Annotated in this window: 19 protein-coding genes; 11 read left to right on the top strand and 8 right to left on the bottom strand. The window is 63.3% G+C overall.

Annotated elements, in window-relative coordinates:
- Positions 1-168 precede the first annotated feature (168 nt).
- Together NKH93_RS02100 and NKH93_RS02095 are read left to right on the top strand one after the other, a co-directional pair.
- The gene (locus NKH93_RS02100; RefSeq protein ID WP_352918115.1) at positions 169-2,256 is read left to right on the top strand and encodes a TonB-dependent siderophore receptor; all 2,088 of its coding nucleotides are present in this window, start codon (positions 169-171) and stop codon (positions 2,254-2,256) included.
- Positions 2,256-3,470, top strand: coding sequence for an MFS transporter (locus NKH93_RS02095; RefSeq protein ID WP_352918117.1), 1,215 nt, complete (start codon positions 2,256-2,258; stop codon positions 3,468-3,470). Before NKH93_RS02100 ends, NKH93_RS02095 begins: the two co-directional genes overlap by 1 nt.
- Before the next feature lie 20 nt (positions 3,471-3,490).
- Here the strand turns inward: NKH93_RS02095 and NKH93_RS02090 are convergent, their stop codons facing one another.
- From NKH93_RS02090 to NKH93_RS02075, 4 genes are all read right to left on the bottom strand, one after another.
- Positions 3,491-4,567, bottom strand: coding sequence for a siderophore-interacting protein (locus NKH93_RS02090; protein ID WP_352918119.1), 1,077 nt, complete (start codon positions 4,565-4,567; stop codon positions 3,491-3,493).
- 194 nt (positions 4,568-4,761) lie between these two features.
- On the bottom strand, positions 4,762-5,076 hold the full coding sequence (locus NKH93_RS02085) for a nuclear transport factor 2 family protein (RefSeq protein WP_352770872.1): 315 nt from the start codon (positions 5,074-5,076) through the stop codon (positions 4,762-4,764).
- A gap of 18 nt (positions 5,077-5,094) precedes the next feature.
- A complete protein-coding gene (locus NKH93_RS02080; protein ID WP_352770870.1) occupies positions 5,095-5,871 on the bottom strand; it encodes an esterase family protein in 777 nt (258 codons plus the stop codon).
- Between the two features lie 4 nt (positions 5,872-5,875).
- A complete protein-coding gene (locus NKH93_RS02075; RefSeq protein ID WP_023679540.1) occupies positions 5,876-7,042 on the bottom strand; it encodes an ATP-grasp domain-containing protein in 1,167 nt (388 codons plus the stop codon).
- Between the two features lie 679 nt (positions 7,043-7,721).
- On the opposite strand from NKH93_RS02075, the gene leuA reads away from it, so the two are divergent.
- From leuA to NKH93_RS02055, 4 genes are all read left to right on the top strand, one after another.
- The gene (gene leuA, locus NKH93_RS02070; RefSeq protein ID WP_352918121.1) at positions 7,722-9,458 is read left to right on the top strand and encodes a 2-isopropylmalate synthase; all 1,737 of its coding nucleotides are present in this window, start codon (positions 7,722-7,724) and stop codon (positions 9,456-9,458) included.
- A 144-nt stretch (positions 9,459-9,602) separates the two neighbouring features.
- Positions 9,603-11,390, top strand: coding sequence for a tetratricopeptide repeat protein (locus tag NKH93_RS02065; protein ID WP_352918123.1), 1,788 nt, complete (start codon positions 9,603-9,605; stop codon positions 11,388-11,390).
- A 227-nt stretch (positions 11,391-11,617) separates the two neighbouring features.
- A complete protein-coding gene (locus NKH93_RS02060; RefSeq protein ID WP_352918125.1) occupies positions 11,618-12,421 on the top strand; it encodes an alpha/beta fold hydrolase in 804 nt (267 codons plus the stop codon).
- A gap of 134 nt (positions 12,422-12,555) precedes the next feature.
- Entirely contained in the window at positions 12,556-13,173 is a 618-nt protein-coding gene (locus NKH93_RS02055; protein WP_352918127.1) for a hypothetical protein, read from the top strand.
- Between the two features lie 75 nt (positions 13,174-13,248).
- Here the strand turns inward: NKH93_RS02055 and NKH93_RS02050 are convergent, their stop codons facing one another.
- On the bottom strand, positions 13,249-14,181 hold the full coding sequence (locus NKH93_RS02050; protein WP_352918128.1) for a metallophosphoesterase family protein: 933 nt from the start codon (positions 14,179-14,181) through the stop codon (positions 13,249-13,251).
- A 53-nt stretch (positions 14,182-14,234) separates the two neighbouring features.
- Here NKH93_RS02050 and NKH93_RS02045 point away from each other — a divergent pair, with 53 nt between their 5' ends.
- A complete protein-coding gene (locus NKH93_RS02045; RefSeq protein WP_352918130.1) occupies positions 14,235-14,735 on the top strand; it encodes an NUDIX domain-containing protein in 501 nt (166 codons plus the stop codon).
- Between the two features lie 305 nt (positions 14,736-15,040).
- On the opposite strand, the gene NKH93_RS02040 is transcribed toward NKH93_RS02045, so the two are convergent.
- A complete protein-coding gene (locus tag NKH93_RS02040; protein ID WP_352469691.1) occupies positions 15,041-15,190 on the bottom strand; it encodes a hypothetical protein in 150 nt (49 codons plus the stop codon).
- A 119-nt stretch (positions 15,191-15,309) separates the two neighbouring features.
- Positions 15,310-16,299: a glutathione S-transferase family protein gene (locus NKH93_RS02035; protein ID WP_352822365.1), complete on the bottom strand. Its 990-nt coding sequence runs from the start codon at positions 16,297-16,299 to the stop codon at positions 15,310-15,312.
- Positions 16,300-16,580: 281 nt separating this feature from the next.
- Between NKH93_RS02035 and NKH93_RS02030 the strand changes: the two genes are divergently transcribed.
- The 4 genes from NKH93_RS02030 to NKH93_RS02015 all read left to right on the top strand — a co-directional run bounded on the left by NKH93_RS02030 (position 16,581) and on the right by NKH93_RS02015 (position 19,250).
- Entirely contained in the window at positions 16,581-17,135 is a 555-nt protein-coding gene (locus NKH93_RS02030; RefSeq protein ID WP_352815212.1) for a GNAT family N-acetyltransferase, read from the top strand.
- A gap of 63 nt (positions 17,136-17,198) precedes the next feature.
- Positions 17,199-17,960 carry a 3-hydroxyacyl-CoA dehydrogenase gene (locus NKH93_RS02025; protein WP_352822361.1) on the top strand — a complete coding sequence of 254 codons (762 nt, stop codon included), beginning with the start codon at positions 17,199-17,201 and terminating at the stop codon, positions 17,958-17,960.
- A gap of 16 nt (positions 17,961-17,976) precedes the next feature.
- Positions 17,977-18,738 carry a HugZ family pyridoxamine 5'-phosphate oxidase gene (locus tag NKH93_RS02020; protein WP_352822358.1) on the top strand — a complete coding sequence of 254 codons (762 nt, stop codon included), beginning with the start codon at positions 17,977-17,979 and terminating at the stop codon, positions 18,736-18,738.
- 173 nt (positions 18,739-18,911) lie between these two features.
- Positions 18,912-19,250: an ArsR/SmtB family transcription factor gene (locus NKH93_RS02015; RefSeq protein WP_023679553.1), complete on the top strand. Its 339-nt coding sequence runs from the start codon at positions 18,912-18,914 to the stop codon at positions 19,248-19,250.
- Between the two features lie 55 nt (positions 19,251-19,305).
- Here the strand turns inward: NKH93_RS02015 and NKH93_RS02010 are convergent, their stop codons facing one another.
- Positions 19,306-20,310 carry a L,D-transpeptidase gene (locus NKH93_RS02010; protein ID WP_352918134.1) on the bottom strand — a complete coding sequence of 335 codons (1,005 nt, stop codon included), beginning with the start codon at positions 20,308-20,310 and terminating at the stop codon, positions 19,306-19,308.
- Positions 20,311-20,407: the final 97 nt, after the last annotated feature.

Genomic DNA, 20,407 nt, shown 5'->3' with positions numbered 1-20,407 from the left:
CTGATTGGCAGCTGGTTTTCCTGAAACCGGTCGCACTTTGCTGTCGCCGACCGTATCGGGCCAGCACCCGCACGAGCTCAAAAAATAACTTGACTCAAATACTCAGATTTGAGAGCCCCTTCCGTCAATGTACGGAAGAGTGGAGACGAGTTGATGCGGAAACGGACGATGACATGGCTCCTGGGGTTATCACTGCCGGGCAGCGTTGCCCTGCTCGGCCTGTCCGGGCCGGCTCACGCCCAGGATCAGGGCGGCGTCACGGTTCTCAACAAGATCGAGGTCGATGCCGAGAGCGACGAGATCCTCGTGCAGGACGGCTATGTCGCCCAGAAGGACCGCATCGGCACCAAGACCGATACGCCGATGGTCAAGATTCCGCAAGCCGTTTCGGTTGTGACGCAAAAGCAGATCGAGGACCAGAAGCCACGCACGCTGAACGAATCCCTCGGCTATGTCGCAAGCGCCAATCCCAACAGCTTCGGCTTCGACACCCGCTACGACGCCTTCTTCCTGCGCGGCTTCCAGGCCTTTTACAACGGCATGTTCCGCGACGGGCTGCGCCAGTACAACGGCCCCTCGGCCTGGTTCAAGACCGAGCCCTACGGCATCGAGGGCGTCACCATCCTGAAGGGTCCGGCCTCCTCGCTTTACGGCATCAGCGGTCCGGGCGGCATCGTCAATCTGGTCACCAAGCGCCCCAAGGAAGAACAGTTCCGCGAAATCGAAATGCTGCTCGGCGCACACAATCGCTTCCAGGCCGCACTCGACGCTTCCGGCCCGGTGAACGACGACGGCAGCATCCTCTACCGCTTCACCAGCCTCGGCCGCACCAGCGATACCGACCTGCCCGGTTATCCCGACGACAAGATCTATCTGGCGCCGGCAGTCACCTTCAAGCCGGATGAGGACACCAAGCTGACCATCCTCGGCGAATATTCGAAATCCGTCACCGGCGGCACCGCTGCCTTCTACAATTCAGGCGGCGCTCTGACGAACCTCTACGAGGGCGATCCCGCCTGGAACGACTTCGACCAGACCCAGGGCCGCATCGGCTACGAGTTCGAGCACCGTTTCAACGACGTGCTGACGGTCCGGCAGAACCTTCGCTACAGCGCCGTCGACAGCGACATCGAATATAGCGGTCATTACCCGGACGGCGTGGATCTGAAACGCTATTGGGGTCACTACACCGAGACCATGAAGAACTTCGTCGTCGACAACATGGCGCAGTTCGAATTCGATACCGGCCAGGTCAGGCATACGGCGGTAGCCGGCATCGACTACGCCTGGTCGAATTATGACGCCGGCAGCGGTATCTCCTACGTTTCCGTCGGTGACATCAAGGCCGCTCCGGTTCCTTACTCTGGCGGGCAGGAGATGAACCAGCTCGGCGCTTATCTGCATGACCAGATGGAGTGGAACGATTTCACCCTGTTCGCCAGCGGTCGCTACGACTGGGCCGACACCACCTCGACCGCCGCCGACTTCACCAGGTCCAAGCAGGACGACAGTGCCCTTTCCGGCCGGCTCGGCCTGTCCTACCAGACCGAATGGGGCATCACGCCCTATGTCAACTATTCGACGTCGTTCTCGCCCAATATCGGCTTCGTCTATGACGATGTCAGCAGTCCGATCGGTCGCGTCGCCCGTCCGACCATCGCGACGCAAAAGGAAATCGGCGTCAAATACGAGTTTGCCGATTACAACGCCGCCGTCAGCGCCGCTCTGTTCGACATCGACCAGAAGGATGGCGTCGTCTTCGACGCCTCGACCGGGATCAACAAGCAGCGCCAGCTCGACCTGAACTCGCGCGGCGTCGAACTGGAAGCCAGCGCCTCGCTCGACAACGGCCTCAGCATACTCGCCTCCTACACCTATCTGCGCGTGAAAATCGAACGCGGCGCCACGGGAACCGCAGGCAAGGAACTGTCGGCGACGCCAAATCACATCCTGTCGCTCTGGGGGCAGTACCAGTTCGAGGACGGCACGCTGCAGGGGCTCGGGCTGGGCAGCGGCGTTCGCGTTGCCGGCTCGAGCTATGGCGACGACACCAACACCTTCAAGAACGACGCGCGCGCCTTCGTCGACGCCTCGCTCTCCTACGATTTCGGCTACCGCAACCCCAAGCTCGAGGGCGTGAAGCTGCAGGTCAACGCCAAGAACCTGTTCGACACTCAAAAACCCATCTGCTCGGCCGGCTATTGCTACCGCGACGAGGGCCGCTCGCTGTTCGCCAGCCTGCGCTACCGCTTCTGATGTCGATCGCCGTTTCCAGCCGGGCATCGACGCCTGCCGCGATCGTCCTGGCGATCGGCGGGCTCTACGTCGCGCAGAGTGTGATCGGCGGCATCACCTGGGCGGGGCTGCCGGCGGTGATGCGCGACCAGGGCCTGCCGCTCGACCGGATCGGCCTGGTTTCGCTGATCGCGCTGCCCTGGGCGCTCAAGTTTCTATGGGCGCCGGCCGTCGAGCGCTATCGGCTGCCGCCGGTCGGCAAGAACCGCACCGGCACGATCGTCGCCGCCGGTGGACTTGCGTCCATCGCCGGGCTGTGGGCCGTCGGCGCGCTCGGCCCGGAGGCCTGGTGGCCGGTCCTGGCCTGCCTGACCATCGTCGCCTTCGCCGCCTCGACGGTCGACATTGCCTGCGATGGTTTCGCCGTGCAGAGCCTGGCCAGGGAAAACCACGGTTGGGGCAATGCCGCGCAGGTCGGCGGCGCCTATCTCGGCTCGGCCATCGGCGCCGGCCTGTTTCTGCTTCTGGTCGACGCTTATGGCTGGCGCATCGCCGTTTGGGCGATGGCCTTGCTGCTCCTGCCGCTCGGCCTCCCCTTCCTGCTCGGCGCGGCCGGCCGCGCGCGCGAGGAGACGCGCGAGCATGTTCCCAGCCTCCTCGACGCGTTGAAGCGTCCCGAAATTCGGCGCGGCCTGGCAGCGTCGGCCATCTATGTCCTGGCCCAGAAGGCGGCACTCGCCATGCTCGGACCATTCCTGATCGACGCCGGGCTCGACCTCTCGATGGTCGGACTTGTCAACGGCGTCGGCAGCATGTTCGTCGGCCTGGCTGCCGCACTCGCCGGCGGCGCTCTCGTCAAATGGTTCGGCCCGCGCAACGTGCTCGTCCTGGCGCTTTTCCTGCAGGCCGGATCGCTGTTCTTCCTTTCGGTCTTCGATTTTCTTGGTGGCTTCTCGACCACCGCTTTGATGGCCATCGCGGTGCTCAGCTCGTCCGGCTTCATGGCTCTCGGTTTCGTCGCGCTTTACGCGCAGTTCATGCGCTGGTCAGATCCAAGACAGGCGGGCGTCGACTTCACGCTGTTCCAGTGCATGGACGCACTGATGAGCATGGCCGGCGGGATCGCGGCCGGCTACGCCGCGCAGTATTTCGGCTATGGCGCGTTCTTCGCAGGCGCCGGCCTCGTCGCGCTTCTGGCCGCACCGGCGATCGCCTTCGTATCCGACCGCGGCTGACCGCGGAGCATCGTCGCGCGCTATTCTTCGCTGCCGTCCGCCGCTTGCGCCCCGCGGCGCCAGTAGGCGGTGACCAGGTGCCGGTCGCGCGGCACACCCCATTCCTTGCGGACGATCCTGCGGATCTCGCGGAAATCGCCGAACTCGCATCCGGCCCAGACATAGAGATTGTCGGCAAGCGCGGTCCGGCTCCGCTGCTGCAGCACCGCCGGTAACAGCCTGGCTGTACCGGCCTCGCGCCCATGCCGATAGAACCAGGTGACGGCAACGGCCTCGCCCGCGGCCAGCGGCATCCGATCGTCGGGACCATCGACCTCGATGAACGCTTCGGCGCGGGTTGACGGCGAAAGCTGCTCCAGGATCCTGCCGATCGCCGGAAGCGCGGTGTCGTCGCCGAGCAGCAGCAGGTTTTGCGCCTCGGGCACGCCGCCTCCGCCCGGTCCGATCATGCCGATGATCTCGCCGGCAACTGCCTTTTCGGCGAAAGCGGCCGCCGGCGTCTCCATACCGGGGTGGAGGACGAAATCGACATCCAGCCAGCCGCTTGCGGCGTCCAGTGCCCGGATCGTGTAGACCCGCACGACGAGCGCGTCCTTGCCCGACGGCCAGACCATCAGGCCGTCGGCGCCCATCGACGGCCACACCGGCAGCCTGCCGCGCGGCGGCAGCAGCAGCCGCACATGCAGGCCGCCACGGCCAAAGCGGCCGAGATCGTTGCCGGTGAAGCGGACGCGCTGCATATGCGGAGAAATCCGCGTCGAGGACAGCACCGTGATCTCGCGGAAGAACACCGGCGTGCCGGCATCGCTGCCGTCGCCCTGCCAGGCGATGCCCCTGGTCGTGCCGAGATGTTGCGAAAAATGGCCGGCGACCGCCATCTTCATGTAGGACAGGCAGGCTTCATCCTCGGCCGCGACGCGGATCAGCACGTTGTCGTCACCGAGCGTCGCCTTCAACGAGCCGTAATGCGTGCGAAATTCCCAATGATCGGCAAGGCCGGTATCGATCTCGGATTCGCCATGCTCGGCGCGCAGCCTGTCCATCACCGACCGGATGGCGGCACCGCTGATCCGGGTTTGCGCACTCAATTGCTCCATCGCTAAGCCTTTCGATGCCGTTGAATTCGAGATCGCCCTGGACGTCGGCGCCTTTGCGGCATGCCACAGCCGGCCTGGCGTTTCCACTAAAAGATGATAAACATAGTCATGTTTTTGGCATCAAGCCAATGAGTCCCGCGCGAGCAACGGCGGCCGTGGCGGCGAGGTGGCCTAAAGGGCCCTCAAAATATCCTTCAGCTGATCACCAGGCTGGAGATGCGGTTGCCGTCCACGGTGAATGCCATGTCGCCCTCGCCGTTGAAGCCGTTGCCTGTGACAGCGATGCGCACCTTGTAGGTATCGCCCGCCGGTTCGATACGAATGATGCTAAGTTTGGACTGCACGCCGATATTGTCCGACTGGTTCCAGCGCGCAATCTGCTCGCGGCCCTTGAAGGACCGGCCCCAGTCGCTCAGGAAGGCATCGGGCGTGAACGTCTCGAGGAAAGCTTTGGTGTCGCCGGCGTTGGTAGCTTCGACAAAGCGGCGGATGGCATCGGGCGTGGTCATTTCCTTCCTCCAGGTGGCCTAATCCAGCCGGTGCATCAGGTCGTCGTCCAGCCAGCGAGCGAAGAAATAGACCAGTTGCTTGTGCCACCACGGCCAGTCATGGGCGGCATCGCCGCCCCAGTAGTCGACCCAGGCCGGAATCGACTTGTCACGCAGGATCTGTTCCAGCGCCTGCGTATCGGCCAGCATCCGTTCCTCCCAGGCACCCTGCCCGCAGCAGAAGATCAGCCGCAGCGCCTTCAGCCTGCCAAGCAGCCCCGGATCGACGATACCCGGCAGGTAGTCGAGCGGCGAGTTGAAGAAAATCTGTCCGTCGAGCGCATTGCCGAAGAAATCGTGGGTCGAGTAAACCCCCGACAGCGCGATGACGCCGCTGGCCAGTTCCGGAAAGCGGAAGACGAAATTCGACGAATGGTAGCCGCCCATCGAGCAGCCGCAAAACAGCGGCTTCAGCGTACGCCCGCCATTGGCCTCGGCTGCGACAGACAGGAGTTCCGGCAGCGCCTCCTCGCGCACATAGCGGAAATACGCTTCATGCCGGGCGATGCGATGGGCCGGCTCGGCATGGCGGTCGAAGAAGGATTCCGCATCGATGCCGTCCAGCGTGAACAACTGGATGCGACCGGTGTCGACGAACTCGGCGAGAGCCGAGACGGCGCCGGAATCCTCGAACTGGTAGAACCGCCCTTGCGAAGTCGGGAACACAACCACGGGTCGGCCGGCATGGCCGTAGCGCTTGTATTCCATGTCGCGGCCGAGGTTGCGGCCAAAACCCTTGTGGTAGGAAACGTCCATCGCCTCACGCCTTTTCCGCATGGATGTAGTCGACCGCCCGGCGCAGCGCCTTCGGGTCGGTGGAGCGCAGCTGATAGGCGTAGTTTCCCATGGCGCGGCTGAAAACCTCCTCGATGGCGTGATGATGGACGATCATGCCGCCATGGGCGGCCAGCACGTCGGCATGGCTGTGCACATAGTTGAGGTGCCGCTTGCGGCTGGCATAGGCGGTGAAATACTTGCCCCTGTAAGGGCCGCCGGCGGCGTCCTTGACCACCATGTCGGCCCATGCGGCATAAACATCGATATCGAAGGTGTAATTGATGGCATCGGTCATCCAGGCGCCAGGCGGCCGCATGTTGACCTCCAGCGCGATGACCCTGTCGTCCCTGGTTTCGAACAGCTCGATGTGGAAGAAGCGCTCGCGCACGTCGAACGCCTTGAGGATTTTCCTGCCGGCCTCCTCGACCGCCCGGCTGATCTCGGGAAAACAGACATAGCTCATATGGCGGTCGCGGTTGACCACCTCCATGACGCTCTGGTCGTAGCGGTGGCTGGCGGCCAGCACCACCTCGCCGTCGCGGTTGACCAGCCCGTCATAGGTCACCACCAGCCCTTCGATGAATTGCTCCATGACGAAGCTGACGCCTTCCGGCTTGTCCCTGAAGAAGCTGTCGAGTTCGCCGGCGTTGGAGATTTTGAAAGTGTTCGAGGCGCCAGAGCCCGAATCCGGCTTCACCACCACGGGATAGCCGACACGGCGGATGAAGGTCATGGCGCCGGCGCGGTCGGAGCACTTGCGTTGCGGGATGGTTTCGACGCCGCTCTTGCGGAAGAACGCCCGCATGCGGCTCTTGCGTTTCAAATTCTTCACGAAGTCGAGCTTGGTGCCGAAGATGTTGAAGTCGGTGCGGATATTGGCTTCCAGCTCCAGCCAATGCTCGTTGAGCGATTCGAACCGGTCGACGCGGCCCCATTTGTGGATGAAATGGCCGATCGCCCGGAACACCGGCTCGTACTCCTCCATGTCGTCGATGCGGTAATATTCCGAAAGGGCTGCCTTCAATTTGCCGTCCAGCGCATCGAACGGCGCGTCGCCAATGCCGAGCACGGTGGCGCCGGCCTTCTTCAGCCGGTCGCAGAAATCGGCGCCATTGGCTGGAAAATGCGGCGAGAAGAACACGAAGTTCATGGACGATCCCTCCCGGCGGCGAGCCATTACACCCCCGCCGACAATCGACTCTGGCGCATTTGCCGGGCTCGGGGAAGAGCAACTGGATCAGGTGAGCGGCTGGGTCCGCGAAAGGTGACGCCAAAACCGTGAAATAAAAAACCCGCCACGACAGCGGGTCCTCGGCGCCAGTCAGCACCATACCCAAATTACTAGCATAGCTGCCGGCACAAAGCAAGAACAAAGTTGCTATAATCAGGAAAAATCGCTTCATGTCGGCGCCGCGCCTTCATTGCAGCTTGGGTTCCTCTCCCCCGTTTCGCGACGGCGAGGAACCCAGGTCTTGCGAGGCTGGAATAAGCAGCTTCACCCATCTCCCATGCCCCCACTTGCCTCGCTTTGCCCGCTCCTGTATGAAAACCGCATGAGCCCGCGCGCCACCTCTTTTGCGTCTCGTCCGACCGGCATTGCCGGCCAGACCGTCCGCGCGTTTGCCTCCACCCTGCTGCTTCTCGGCCTTATCGGCGATCGCCGGGTTCGCTGAAGGAGCGCCCGGCGGTCGAATTCGCCGCTCACGCGCACGCTCCTTGGCCAGTCACAAAATTGGCACGTCACATCAAGCGAACGAAATTCTGGTAAAGGCGCCGCTCGCCACCAATCCGCCTGAAGCTGGATCCGCGAGCCGCCGGGAGAAAAGACGATGAACGCACGAGAAGATATCCGTCTGAATGTAGAGGAAACCGCCAAGCCCGCGAGGGGCATGCCGGACGCTGCCCGCAAGTACCAGCCCTATCCGACCGTCGGTCTTGCCGATCGCACCTGGCCTTCGAAAGTGATCGACAAGGCGCCGATCTGGTGCTCGGTCGACCTGCGCGACGGCAACCAGGCGCTGATCGATCCGATGGGCCAGGAACGCAAGGCGCGCATGTTCGCCCTGCTGCTCGACATGGGCTTCAAGGAGATCGAGATCGGCTTCCCGTCGGCCTCGCAGACCGACTTCGATTTCGCCCGCTGGTGCATCGAACAAGGCAACGTGCCCGCCGACGTCTCGCTGCAGGTGCTGGTGCAGTGCCGGCCCGAACTGATCACCCGCACTTTCGAGGCGCTGAAGGGCGCCACCAATCCGATCGTCCATTTCTATAACTCGACCAGCGAGCTGCAGCGCCGCGTCGTCTTCGAGAAGGACGTCGCCGGCATCAAGCGCATCGCCACCGACGCGGCCAAGATGATCACCGACATGGCGGCCAAGGCCGGCGGCGGCTACCGTTTCGAATATTCGCCGGAGAGCTTTACCGGCACCGAGCTCGAAGTGGCGCTGGAGATCTGCAACGCCGTCACCGAGATCGTCAAGCCGACGGCGGAGAACAAGCTGATCATCAACCTGCCCTCCACGGTCGAGATGTCGACGCCCAACATCTACGCCGACCGCATCGAATGGATGTGCCGCAATCTCGACAACCGCGAGAACCTGTTGATCTCGCTGCATCCGCACAATGACCGCGGCACCGGCATCGCCACCACCGAACTCGGCCTGATGGCGGGCGCCGACCGCGTCGAAGGCACGCTGTTCGGCAACGGCGAGCGCACCGGCAATGTCGACATCGTGACGCTGGCGCTCAACATGTACACGCAAGGCGTCGATCCCGGGCTCGACTGCTCCGACATCAACCGCATGAAGGACGTCTACGAATACTCCAACCAGCTGAAGATCCCCGAGCGCCATCCCTATGTCGGCGAGCTCGTCTACACCGCCTTTTCCGGCTCGCACCAGGACGCTATCAACAAGGGCATGAAGGCGCTGCGCAAGGCCAACACGCCGCATTGGGAGGTGCCCTATCTGCCGATCGACCCGGCCGATGTCGGCCGCAGCTATGAAGCCATCATCCGCATCAACTCGCAGTCCGGCAAGGGCGGCATCGCCTATGTGCTGCATGCGGATTACGGCCTCAACCTGCCGCGCAACCTGCAGATCGAGTTCAGCCAGGCCATCCAGGCGATCACCGACGCCGAAGGCAAGGAGGTGCCGGCCAGGCGCATCTACGAGCGCTTCCTCGACACCTATGTCGACCAGCCCGGCGCGCGGCTGAAGTTCCTCGACCACCACACCTACCCCGACACCGAGGTCAAGGGCCGGCGCGTGGTTGAAGCGGTGATCCTCGACAGGGGCAAGGAGGTGACCATATCAGGCACCGGCACCGGCCCGATCGACGGCTTCGTCGATGCGCTGTCGCGCCATGTCGGGGTGCCGATGTCGGTGCTCGATTATTCCGAGCATTCCATGCAGCGCGGCTCGAATGCCTCGGCCATTTCCTATGTCGAGATGGAACATCCGGGCGGCAAGCTGTTCGGCGCCGGCATCAACACCAACATCGTCGCCGCCTCGCTCGAAGCCGTGGTTTCGGCGGCCAACCGCATCGTCGGCCGAAAGGGCGGCTAGCCGGGACTGCCAGGCTCGCGCCATCAGCCCACCGGAAATTTTATCCGGTGGTTACGCTATCGCACCATAAGCAGATGCTTGTATGGCGGCGCCAGCGCGATATGATTGTACCTCAACCTGTGCCGAATTCGAAGGGATCGACACTTGCAGCATACCACGCCTGCCGCCCCCGCAGTGCGCGAAACGCTGGAGCGATTGCTTGCCAGCGAAACGTTCGGACGATCCGAGCGCGCGCGCAAGCTGCTCCGCTACCTGGTCGAGCGCGAGCAGGCAGGCGAAGCCGACAGGCTCAAGGGCTTCTCCATCGCGATGGACGTCTTCGGCAAGGACGGCGATTTCGACCCGTCGACCGATGCGGTGGTGCGGGTGCAGGCCGGCAGGCTGCGCGAGCTTCTGCAGCAGTATTTCGCCAATGAGGGCGTTGCCGAACCGGTCCGCATCGCCATTCCGCGTGGCGGCTATGTTCCGTCGTACGAACTCAACGCCATTCGCTTGCCGGCAGAGGCTGAGGCAGAGAGCAAGCCGCAGCCGGCGACAGAGGAGGCGACAAACGCCCCGCCCGGATCGCCGGAAGATGCCCGCAACCGGGCACATCCGGCTGCATTGCTGAGCGTTCCAGCCGTCGCCCCTGCTGCACCTTCGCTGCAGCGGCATTTGCAGTTCTTCTGGCTGGCGATCGCGCTGGTCATTCTCATGCTGGGTGTGCTGATCCTTCGCCAGGGTAGCGTGGTGTTGCTGACCGGCGGCGACACGGCGGTCGAGACCGCGGTGGCGACCGGCAGCATTGCAGCGCCTCCCGTCGAAAACCTCCCCCGGGTCTACATCGCCGTCAAGGCCGACAGCGACCTGGCTCGCCGTGTCGCCGCATCGCTGCGCGCCGGCCTCAGCGGCTTCGATACCATCAATTTCATCGGCCGTGATGCCGACAGCCCGCCCGATCCAGTAACCGACGCCGCCAGCTTCGTATTCGATGTCCTGCCCGGGCCGCGTAGCGGCGACATCATGCTCGAGCTGCAAAGCGTGGCGACCGGCCGCGTGCTGCTCTCACGCAACCTGACCGCCAGCGACAGCGCGAACACCGCCATCGAGGACCAGATCTCCGGCATTTTGACCTCGGCTCTTCCCGCCTCGGGCACGATCTACAACTACATCGAGCAGAGCGGCATCCAGACCGGGCTGACGGCGTGTCTGGTGCTCAACGGCAAATATTATCTCGACCAGAATGCCCAGACGCATGAAGCCGCCTACCGCTGCCTCGAAGATCTTGCCAACCGGGAGGCGAAGTCGTCGCTCGTCTATTCGGAACTCGCGTCCTTGCATCTCGAAGCGGTCACCGACCACTATCCCTACCCCGCCGACGCGACGATCGACAAAGCCATGACGTTTGCCCATCGCGCCATCCAGATGGGCCCGACCAGCCCCTACGCGCACCGCGCCCTTGGTTACCTCAATTCGCGCATGGGCAATTCCGCGGAATCGATCCGCTGGATGCGCAAGGCCTATGAGCTCAATCCCTACGATCTCGCAATGGCCGCCGCCTACGGCTACGGGCTGGTTTTCGCCGGCAAGTACAGCGAGGGCGCCCCGATCCTTGCTCACGCGGTGGACATCGCCAGCGCCCATCCGACATGGTGGGATTACGGGCTGTTCGCCGGAGAGTTCATGATGGGCGACATGAACAGGGCCACGCTTGCCAGCGACGGCTTGCGAACGACTGAAATGAAATCGCATTATCTGGCGGCGCGGCTGATCGGCGCCAAGGCTGCCGGCCGCGAGAAGCTGGCGAGCAGGCTGCTGCAGGAACTGACCACCAAATTTCCGAAATTCGCAGCCGATCCGCGCACAACCTTCGTCGAGCGAAGATATCCCGCCGATCTGACCAACCGGCTGGTGGAGGCCCTGCGTGCCGCCGGGCTTGGCGGCGCCAGCTGACGTCTCCCGGCGCGTGCACGACGTCAGGTGATCGCGAAGATTTTACTGGCCATCCGGACGGCCAAAGCGCAATTCAGACACAATTTGAACCGGCCAATCTGATGCCCCATAGGTCTGATCCCGCATAGGCTGATCTCCACATAAGTCTGACCCCCGCAAAAGACTGATCCCCGCATAAGACCGCCCCGGCATCCTGATTGATTCCGGCACCAAGCCATAAAGTTTGCATGATCCCTTCCCTTTACGCCGCCGAACGGGGCACCGGCCCGACAACGATTGCCTTCCTGCATGGTTTCGGTGGCTGCCACGACGACTGGCGCGATGTGGCCGAGTCTCTGGCGCCCGGCGCGCGGACCCTGGCCTATGATCTGCCGGGACATGGGCTGTCGCTCGATTTTCCGGGCGGCGGTCCGGCCAGGATTGCAGCCAGTGCCGTCCTTGCCGATCTTTCCGCTCGCGGGATAAAGCGGGCTCATCTCGTCGGTCATTCGATGGGCGGCGCCGTGGCCGCCCTGATGGCATTGAGCGAGCCCGAAAGAATGGCGTCGCTGACGCTGCTGGCGCCGGGCGGTTTCGGTCCTGAGATCAATGGTCCGCTGCTGCGTCGCTACGCCGCCGCTGCCGGCACGGATGAAATCCGCGCCTGTCTTGCCGCCATGTCAGGACCGCAAAGCCGGCTGCCGCAGCATAGAGTCGAACTCGTCAACGAGATGCGCCAACGTCCCGGCCAGTTGCGTACACTTGTCGAGCTCGCAGCCGCCATGACCAGGGATGATCGGCAAGGCGTCATCCCGAACGAGCGGCTTGAAACGCTGAATATGCCAATCATGGTGGTTTGGGGAACCGACGACGCGATGCTGCCCGTCAGCCAGGCGGACAGCCTGCCGAAGCATTTTCATCTGCACCACGTGCTGGAAGCCGGCCATATGCTGGTCGCGGAGGCGCCCGGCCTGGTCGTCGAGGCCGTCCGTCGCAATATGCGACGCCGCAGCAGGCGGCTTCGTCCGGGATTCGCCGCTGCGGCGAGCTGATCGGTCTTCGCGCAGGCACGGCGGCGGCGCTGGTGCTGCTCCAGCGAACCCTTGCCCGCTCATCGATCTCGCAAGTGCAATTTGCCGGCGGCTGTGTTAATTCGGTGTTAACCAAACCCCGCGAGGCAACGCCGATGAAGGACGCAGGCGAGAACATCACCCAGATCGATCAGTCGCGAAAACTGTCCGATGCCATTCGCGACGTCAAGAACGCCTTCGCCGACCGCGACGACGTCGTCGTCGACATGCGCGAAGCGCATCGCATGCGGCTCGATCTGCTTGCCGCCGAACTCGCGTCGGTTTTCGGCGACGTACCCACCGACATGGACAGTTTCGACTTCGCCGTCTCGTCCGGCCTGCAGCCACGGCTGTGGATCGACGCCGTCAGCCATGTCGCCATGGGACGCGACCGTCGCACCTACCGCTTTCTCAAGGACACGCGCATTGGCCGCGTCGTCCTCGCCGAATCGACCGACATGAAGGTCGTTGCCGACCAGGTGACGCGCTATGTCGCCGAGCGCGTCGTCGAACGCCAGAGGATGATGGAAGGCGGCATCGAGCAGGCCGTCGCCGGCCTGAAACGCGCCCTGGTGGCGGAGGCTGAGCCGCCGCTGCATGTCCCTGCGCGCAGCAACGGCTGGTCGGCGTTCTTCTCGGGCCTCGGCCTGATCGCCGCCGGCGCCCTGGTCGGCCTGGCGATTTCGCTCGTGCTGTTCTGGGACCGCATCGTCGCGATGAAAATCAGCTTTTAAAGCATTTGCAGCCAAGTGATGTCACTTGGCGTCGCAGAGTGCGGCTGACGACCGGCGAGACGCTCCCATCTGAGTTCACCGCGCCCCGGCAAGCGTGGCCTCGGCCCCCACGCCAAGCTCCATTGTCTGCAGGTCGCTGGGCGGCAATGCCGGCCCGGTCAGGCCGCGGCGCGTCAGCCTGATCCGCCAATTGTCCTTTTCACCGTCGATGTCGAGCAGATTGTATTGCGCCGGCGCATGCGAACTGCCGGGCGCCTGCCCCGCGGCGGCGACCCCGACCACCGGAATTTTGATCTTGCGGGCGCCGATGAAGAACAGCGACGGCACATGCGAATGGCCGTGCAGCACAAGCTCGGCGCCGTGCCGGTGAAGAACCTTGTGGAAGCGCGAGATGCCGAACAGCCGCTTGTTCTGCGAAACGGCGCCGCGCACCGGCGGGTGGTGGATCATGATCACCCGGAACAGGCCCTGCTTGCTCGTGGCGTCGAGGATGCCGCGCAGCCTTTCCGCCTGGCCTTCCAGAAAGAAGCCGTTGGCCATGAATGGAGCCGTGGCGCGCGCCGTCGTGACGCCGACCAGCGCAACATTGCCGCGTACGCGCAAATAGGGAAAGGTGTTGCGGTCGACCGGCGTATTGACGCCGTCGCCGGTCATCCACGCCGCCCACGACCGGCAGGTCTTGTCGAAGGCGCCCGGCACATAGGCGTCATGGTTTCCAGGCACCACCGACACGTCATTGGGCGAGCCCAGCGTCTCCAGCCAATGCTTGGCCATCTCGAGCTCACCGTCGAGCGCCAGATTGACCAGGTCACCGGTGATGGTGAGATGGTCCGGCCCGCTGGCCTTCATGTCGGCGACGATCGTGTCGATGACTGCATCATGCATGTAGCGGCGGCGGTTGCGCTGCCAATTGACGTAACCGACCACGCGCTTGGAGGCGAGATCGCGATAGGTTACATCGGGAAGCGGCCCCAGATGGACATCGGAAATATGCGCGAGCCTGAACATCTTTTCTTCATAAGCGAGGCGCGCGCGGCTTTCCACTCACGGTTTCGCGGACGATGACGACGCCGGATCCGGAGCAAGCCCTGCGTCAGACCGGCTGGCCGGGCTTCAGGGCAAGGCTGTTTCACCTGTACTTCGTGCTGCGGCGGCCGATGACGCTCGGCGTGCGCGGCTTGATCCACGACCGCCGCTCCAATTCCGTCTTCCTCATCCGCCACACCTATGTCCCGGGCTGGCACCTTCCGGGCGGTGGCGTCGAGTTGGGCGAGACGATGATCGAAGCGCTGACACGCGAAGTCTTCGAGGAAGGCAACATCGCGCTGACCGGACCGCCGGTGCTGAAGTCGCTGCATTTCAACCGCCGCGCCAGCCGCCGCGACCATGTCGGCCTCTATCTGGTCGAGGAGTTCAACCAGACAGCGCCCAAGCTGCCCGACCGCGAGATCGCCGAAGCCGGCTTCTTCCCGCTCGACCGCTTGCCCCAGGGCACGACACCGGCGACGCTGCGGCGGATTGCCGAAGTTTTTGGGGGGAATTCGGCATCGCCTTACTGGTAGATCATCTCTTCAACAGCTTTGGCTGCGTCGGTATAGACCGGCAGCATTCATTGTTCTCAGAGAGATAAATGCTGAGCGATGAGGAGAAAAAATGCAACACTGCCAAAACGATAGATTTAGAATCGCGCTCTATGTATCACTTTACACGGGAATTAATGTGATATCATTTTCCGTTATAGCGTTAATTTCGACAATAGTTCTTGGATAGATCCATACATGTTAGCAAAAGTTGGAATATTCATCCAATTCACAATACAATTAGTTGCGGCATTCGTGACATATTTCGTTTTTATAAAGCGACATGCTCAGCTTTTTACTCGCACTGAATTCTGGAAAATGGTCGGCTTCTCAACCCTGATAGAAATGATTTTGGGAATGGCTGTGCTTCTGCCGTCGGGATTGTTACGCGCAATCCCGCCCCAGATGTCGGTCGTGATCGTCATGATCAGCGGCATCGTTGCGTTCCTTGCAACGTCGCTCGGCTACTCCAATCGATTTGGAAATACCATATTGAAAGCTGAACTCGTTAGAAGGGCAAAGATGGACTCCGAGACCTTCCGCTAGATCGCTGATTTCACGCCGCCTTCCTGAACCTGTCCCGGTCATGCGGCGCGCCGTAGTCCAGCTCCGGCCCGACCGGCACGATGCGCGTCGGGTTGATGGTCTCGTGGCTGCCGTAATAATGCGCCTTGATGTGGTGCAAATTCACCGTGCCGGCGACGCCCGGCACCTGGTAGAGATCGCGCAGGTAATTCGACAGGTTCGGATAGTCGGCGATGCGGCGCAGATTGCACTTGAAATGGCCGATATAGACCGGGTCGAAGCGGACCAGTGTCGTGAACAGCCGCCAGTCCGCCTCGGTGATGCGGCCGCCGACGAGATAGCGCTGCCTTGACAGACGGTCCTCCAGCGTGTCGAGCGCCGAGAACAATTCGCCGAACGCCTCCTCGTAGGCTGCCTGCGTGGTGGCGAAGCCGGCACGGTAGACGCCATTGTTGACCGCGGGATAGACCAGCGCATTGATCGCATCGATCTCGCCGCGCAACGGTTGCGGATAAAAATCGAGCCTGGCATCGCCCCATTCGTCGAAGGCCGAATTGAGCATGCGGATGATCTCGGAGGATTCGTTGGAAACGATGGTCTGCTCGCGTTTGTCCCACAGCACCGGAACGGTGACCCGGCCCGAATAGCCGGGATCGGCCCTGGTGTAGATCTGGTGCAGGAAATCGAGGCCGTAGAGCGTGTCGCCGGTGGCGCCGTCCTCGGCCAGGAACGTCCAGCCGTCGGCGCCCATGAAATGATGGACGACCGAGACGGAAATCACGTCCTCGAGTTTTTTGAGCACGCGAAAGATCAGCGTCCGATGCGCCCACGGGCAGGCGAGCGAGACATAGAGGTGATAGCGGCCGGGCTCGGCCTTGAAGCCGCGTTTTCGCCCTTCGACCGGCGTGCCGTCGCGGGTCACCCAGTCGCGCCACTGCGACTGTGCCCGCACGAACCTGCCGCCGCTCTCCCCGCTATCGTGCCAGCGGTCCTGCCATTGGCCTTCGACTAGCAATCCCATGCAATATCCTTTCGCGTTCCTGCTCGATGTAGGGCACCAAGCGGCGCCGCGGAAATCCCCGATGCTGAACAGATCGTCAACGGCTGCGTCGTCGAGTGCGCGTCGGCTGCGCGGGCCGATTGCGGCGGCTGAAAATTGGTGCTAGCGGACATCCGCATGTTCGACTTTGCCATGATCCGGTTCGACCGACGACGAAAGAGCGCCCGCGCTTGATGAAGCGCTGACTGGCGAACGCTGCCGCTTGCAGCAAACCTTTCCTCGCATACCGGAACGCAAAGACCATGAGCCTTGCCGACTTGAAATACCTGGCCGACGTGAAATACCTGCCGGAAACTCCGGCGCACGATCCTGAAATCGAAGCCATCAATGACGAGGCCTTCGGGCCAGGTCGTTTCGTGCTCGCCGCCTACAAGATCCGCCAAGGTGGCCCGCATGAACGGGCTTTGTCCTTCGTGGCCGTCGATGGCACAATCGTCGTCGCCTCGGTACGGATGACGCGCATCGCCGCCGGCGCTGGCCGCGCGCTGATGCTCGGGCCGCTCGCTGTGCGGCCGGCCTTCAAGAATTTCGGCATCGGCCGCCGGCTGGTGGCAATCGCGCTGGAAGCCGCCGCCAAGGCCGGCGCGCCGGCGGTGATGCTGGTCGGCGACGAACCCTACTACGGCCCGCTCGGCTTCAGGAGGCTGCCGCGGGGGCAGATCTCGATGCCGCGTCCGGTCGACCCCGACCGGCTTTTGGCGCACGAGATCGTGCCGGGCGCGTTGGCGAGGCTGGCGGGCGAGGTTTGCCACGCCGACCAGGCAAGGATTGCCGCGCACATCGCCGCGATGGCATGACCGTGCCGGTGCTGTCGCACGGTGGCTTGGCGGCATAGTCTGGGCACGGAGGAGGACGTCGAGATGAACCCGAACGGCCAGATTGCGATCGTCACCGGTGGCGGCTCCGGCCTTGGCGAGGCGACGGCGCGCGCTCTTGCCGCCGGCGGCGCCAGGGTAGCCGTTCTCGATCTCGGTATCGAGCGTGCGGCCAAGGTGGCGGCTGACATCGGCGGCATCGCCGTCCGATGCGATGTGAGCGACGCCGAGAGCGGTGCCGCCGCAGTCGCGGAAGCGGCAGAGACGCTCGGCGCACCGCGCATCCTGGTCAATTGCGCCGGCATCGTTGTCGGCATGAAGACGATCGGCAAGGACGGACCGCATCCGCTCGATCAATACCGCAAGGTGATCGAGGTCAATCTGATCGGCACCTTCAACATGATCCGCCTGGTCGCCGACCGCGCCGCCAGGCTCGAGCCGCTGCAGGGCGGCGAGCGCGGCGTCATCGTCAACACCGCGTCGGTCGCAGCCTATGACGGCCAGATCGGCCAGGCCGCCTATTCCGCGTCCAAGGCCGGCGTCGTCGGCATGACGCTGCCGGTGGCGCGCGATCTCGCCCGCTCCGGCATTCGCGTCTGCACCATCGCACCCGGCATCTTCAGGACGCCGATGATGGCCGGCATGCCGCAGGAGGTGCAGGATTCGCTCGGCGCCGCTGTGCCCTTCCCTTCCCGTTTGGGCGAGCCTTCGGAATACGCGGCACTTGCCTTGCACATCATCGAGAACCAGATGCTCAACGGCGAGACCATTCGCCTCGACGGCGCCATCCGCATGGCGCCGAAATAAATGCGACGGTGATGCCTTGGACGAACCCAGGAAAGACGTGATCCGCGCGACCGATACCGAGGCGATCAGGCTGGCAAAGACGCTGATCCGCAGCGCCCGTTTCGGCGCGTTGGCAGTGCTCGAACCAGGAACCGGTTCGCCGCTGGCCAGCCGGGTCGGCGTCGCCACAGACATCGACGGCACGCCATTGATCCTGGTATCGATGCTGTCCACCCATACCGGCGCCATCCTTGCCGACCCGCGCTGCTCGTTGCTCGTCGGCGAACCCGGCAAGGGCGATCCGCTGGCGCATCCGCGATTGACGCTCGTCTGCCGCGCCGTGCGGCTCGAACGCGGAGCGAACGAACACGCCCGTGCCGAGCGGCGCTACCTCAACCGCAACCCCAAGGCAAAACTCTATGCCGGGCTCGGCGACTTCTCGATTTTCCGGCTCGAACCGGAGCGCGCCAGCCTGAACGGCGGCTTCGGCAAGGCCTATCTGCTCGACCGCACCGATCTGGTCGTGACGGGAGCGATCGTCGAAGAGCTTGCCGCCGGCGAGCAATCGGCGCTCGACCACATCAACGCCGACCATCTCGATGCGATTGCCCTCTACGCAAGTCATTTCGGCGGGGCCGAGAGTGACGGCTGGATCGTCACCGGGTTCGACGCCGACGGGATGGATCTCGTATCGGGCGACAATGTCTGCCGGGTCTTTTTCCCCGAGCCGCTGAGAGCGGCGCGCGACCTCAGGCCTGTCCTGGTTGACATGGCCAAGGCTGCCCGATCGGCAAATTAATCACAGCCGCACAGTTAATCGGCTTGCGTGGAAAGCAAGCCTTGAGATTTGAGCGAAATGTTCTACCTTTGCGAGTGACGCTGAATCGCTGGCGTGCATCTATAGGGAAAGTCTATGGAATCCGACGCTATTGCCCCCATAGCGGCGGATGAGCAAGAAGGCATGGGGGATCTATGGTCTCGAACAAACTAGTCGCCAACGCCGGAACCGCGGCTGCGTTTCTGACGCTGATGGGCAACGAAAAACGTTTGTTGATCATGAGCTATCTGGCCGAGGGCGAGATGTCGGTCGGCGCCATAGCCGAGAAGGTATCGCTCAGCCAATCCGCCCTGTCACAGCATCTGGCCAAGCTCAGGGCTTCCGACCTTGTCGAGACCCGCCGCGACCGGCAAATGATCTATTATTCCTGCAAGTCCGCGGCGGTGCGCGAATTGCTGCACATGCTGGACGGCATTTTCGGCGAAGGTGAACTGTCGCAGATGGCGCACCGGCTGCGTCGCGCCGGGACCTGAGCGGCCGAGGCGGAGAATGCCCCGCCAAATCCGCTTTGCTGCCAAGTCCGCTTTGCTACTGAACGCGCTCGTCGGCGGCCTGCGCAATCTCGTCCTTGAACTCGACCTTCGTGCCCGGCTGCACCATGGAGGCAAGGTCTTCGGCATCCCAATTGGTCAACCGGATGCAGCCATGCGAAAAGGTCGTGCCGATCTTGCCCGGTTCGGGCGTGCCGTGGATGCCGTAGCTTTCGATGGAGAGATCGATCCAGATCGATCCCACGGGGTTGTTCGGCCCGGCAGCGATGGTGAAGGGCCGCTTGGTCTTGACTCCCTTGAAAGCGAAGTCCGGATCGTAATGATAGGTAGGGTTGTGCACCACGCGCCTGACCTCCGCCATGCCGCTTGGCGCCGGCTTCTCGTCGCTCCCAATCGAGGCGGGGTAGACCGCCAGCCATTTGCCGGCACGGTCGAGCACACGCACCAGGCGAGCGCCCTTGTCGACCTCGACGGTGGCGACGCCGGCGGGAGGGTCGCCTCTGCCGACATCAGGCACCACCAAGGTCCTGCCTGGTTTCCTGAGGCTGGTGCCCGGATTGAGCATTCGCAGCAATTGGTCGCTGACGTGGAAGCGCTCGGCCAACCTCTCCACCGCATTGCGGTAGCCGAGCCGCCGCAAGCGGGCCATCCTCTCCAAGCGAGCCGGAATACGCCTGGTGAAAGGTCCGCGCACATCCTTGCGCATCACCTCATAGGTCACCAGCACCGGCTTGGCGGAGGTTGCGATGAGTTTGCTCCAGGTTTGTGGACTGAGCTTGCCATCGGGCGGAAGTCCGTTTGCCGCCTGAAACGCGGCGACGGCTTTGGCGAAGTTCCGGGAAAGGCGACCGTCGATGAGGCCCGGCGAGAAGCGGGCGCGATCCAGAAGGATCTGCGCCTTCAGCAGCATCGGATCGACACCCTTCGGTTCGCCGATAGTGAATTGGGACTGATTGACGGTGGCTGGATCGAGCTTGGCCGCGCGGGCCACGCCGCATGCGAGGGCAAGTGTGGCGGCAAAGACGAGGAGGAGCCTGATCATCGATGTCGTCCCAGGACCGCAGCAGGAGCCCGCCTCTATGACGCGGCATGGCCCCGTGGGGTTCCTTCGCCCCATCGAAATTCTGCATTGAAGCGGC

Origin of the sequence: Mesorhizobium sp. M0954 (genome assembly GCF_040319155.1) — a bacterium.
Classification (GTDB): Bacteria; Pseudomonadota; Alphaproteobacteria; order Rhizobiales; family Rhizobiaceae; genus Mesorhizobium.
The sequence above is the reverse complement of the archived record's forward strand: the minus strand, read 5'-3'. Positions and strand labels throughout refer to the sequence as shown.

Coding starts and splice junctions, on each gene's coding strand:
- NKH93_RS02080 (WP_352770870.1), bottom strand. CDS start 5,871: ATGGACGTTTCCTACCACAAGGGTTTTGGCCGCAACCTCGGCCGCGAC.
- NKH93_RS02040 (WP_352469691.1), bottom strand. CDS start 15,190: ATGCCGCTGATCATGACGATCACGACCGACATCTGGGGCGGGATTGCG.
- NKH93_RS02075 (WP_023679540.1), bottom strand. CDS start 7,042: ATGAACTTCGTGTTCTTCTCGCCGCATTTTCCAGCCAATGGCGCCGAT.
- NKH93_RS02090 (WP_352918119.1), bottom strand. CDS start 4,567: ATGGAGCAATTGAGTGCGCAAACCCGGATCAGCGGTGCCGCCATCCGG.
- NKH93_RS02060 (WP_352918125.1), top strand. CDS start 11,618: ATGATCCCTTCCCTTTACGCCGCCGAACGGGGCACCGGCCCGACAACG.
- NKH93_RS02050 (WP_352918128.1), bottom strand. CDS start 14,181: ATGTTCAGGCTCGCGCATATTTCCGATGTCCATCTGGGGCCGCTTCCC.
- NKH93_RS02015 (WP_023679553.1), top strand. CDS start 18,912: ATGGTCTCGAACAAACTAGTCGCCAACGCCGGAACCGCGGCTGCGTTT.
- leuA (WP_352918121.1), top strand. CDS start 7,722: ATGAACGCACGAGAAGATATCCGTCTGAATGTAGAGGAAACCGCCAAG.
- NKH93_RS02100 (WP_352918115.1), top strand. CDS start 169: ATGACATGGCTCCTGGGGTTATCACTGCCGGGCAGCGTTGCCCTGCTC.
- NKH93_RS02030 (WP_352815212.1), top strand. CDS start 16,581: ATGAGCCTTGCCGACTTGAAATACCTGGCCGACGTGAAATACCTGCCG.
- NKH93_RS02085 (WP_352770872.1), bottom strand. CDS start 5,076: ATGACCACGCCCGATGCCATCCGCCGCTTTGTCGAAGCTACCAACGCC.
- NKH93_RS02035 (WP_352822365.1), bottom strand. CDS start 16,299: ATGGGATTGCTAGTCGAAGGCCAATGGCAGGACCGCTGGCACGATAGC.
- NKH93_RS02045 (WP_352918130.1), top strand. CDS start 14,235: ATGACGACGCCGGATCCGGAGCAAGCCCTGCGTCAGACCGGCTGGCCG.
- NKH93_RS02055 (WP_352918127.1), top strand. CDS start 12,556: ATGAAGGACGCAGGCGAGAACATCACCCAGATCGATCAGTCGCGAAAA.
- NKH93_RS02010 (WP_352918134.1), bottom strand. CDS start 20,310: ATGATCAGGCTCCTCCTCGTCTTTGCCGCCACACTTGCCCTCGCATGC.
- NKH93_RS02025 (WP_352822361.1), top strand. CDS start 17,199: ATGAACCCGAACGGCCAGATTGCGATCGTCACCGGTGGCGGCTCCGGC.
- NKH93_RS02095 (WP_352918117.1), top strand. CDS start 2,256: ATGTCGATCGCCGTTTCCAGCCGGGCATCGACGCCTGCCGCGATCGTC.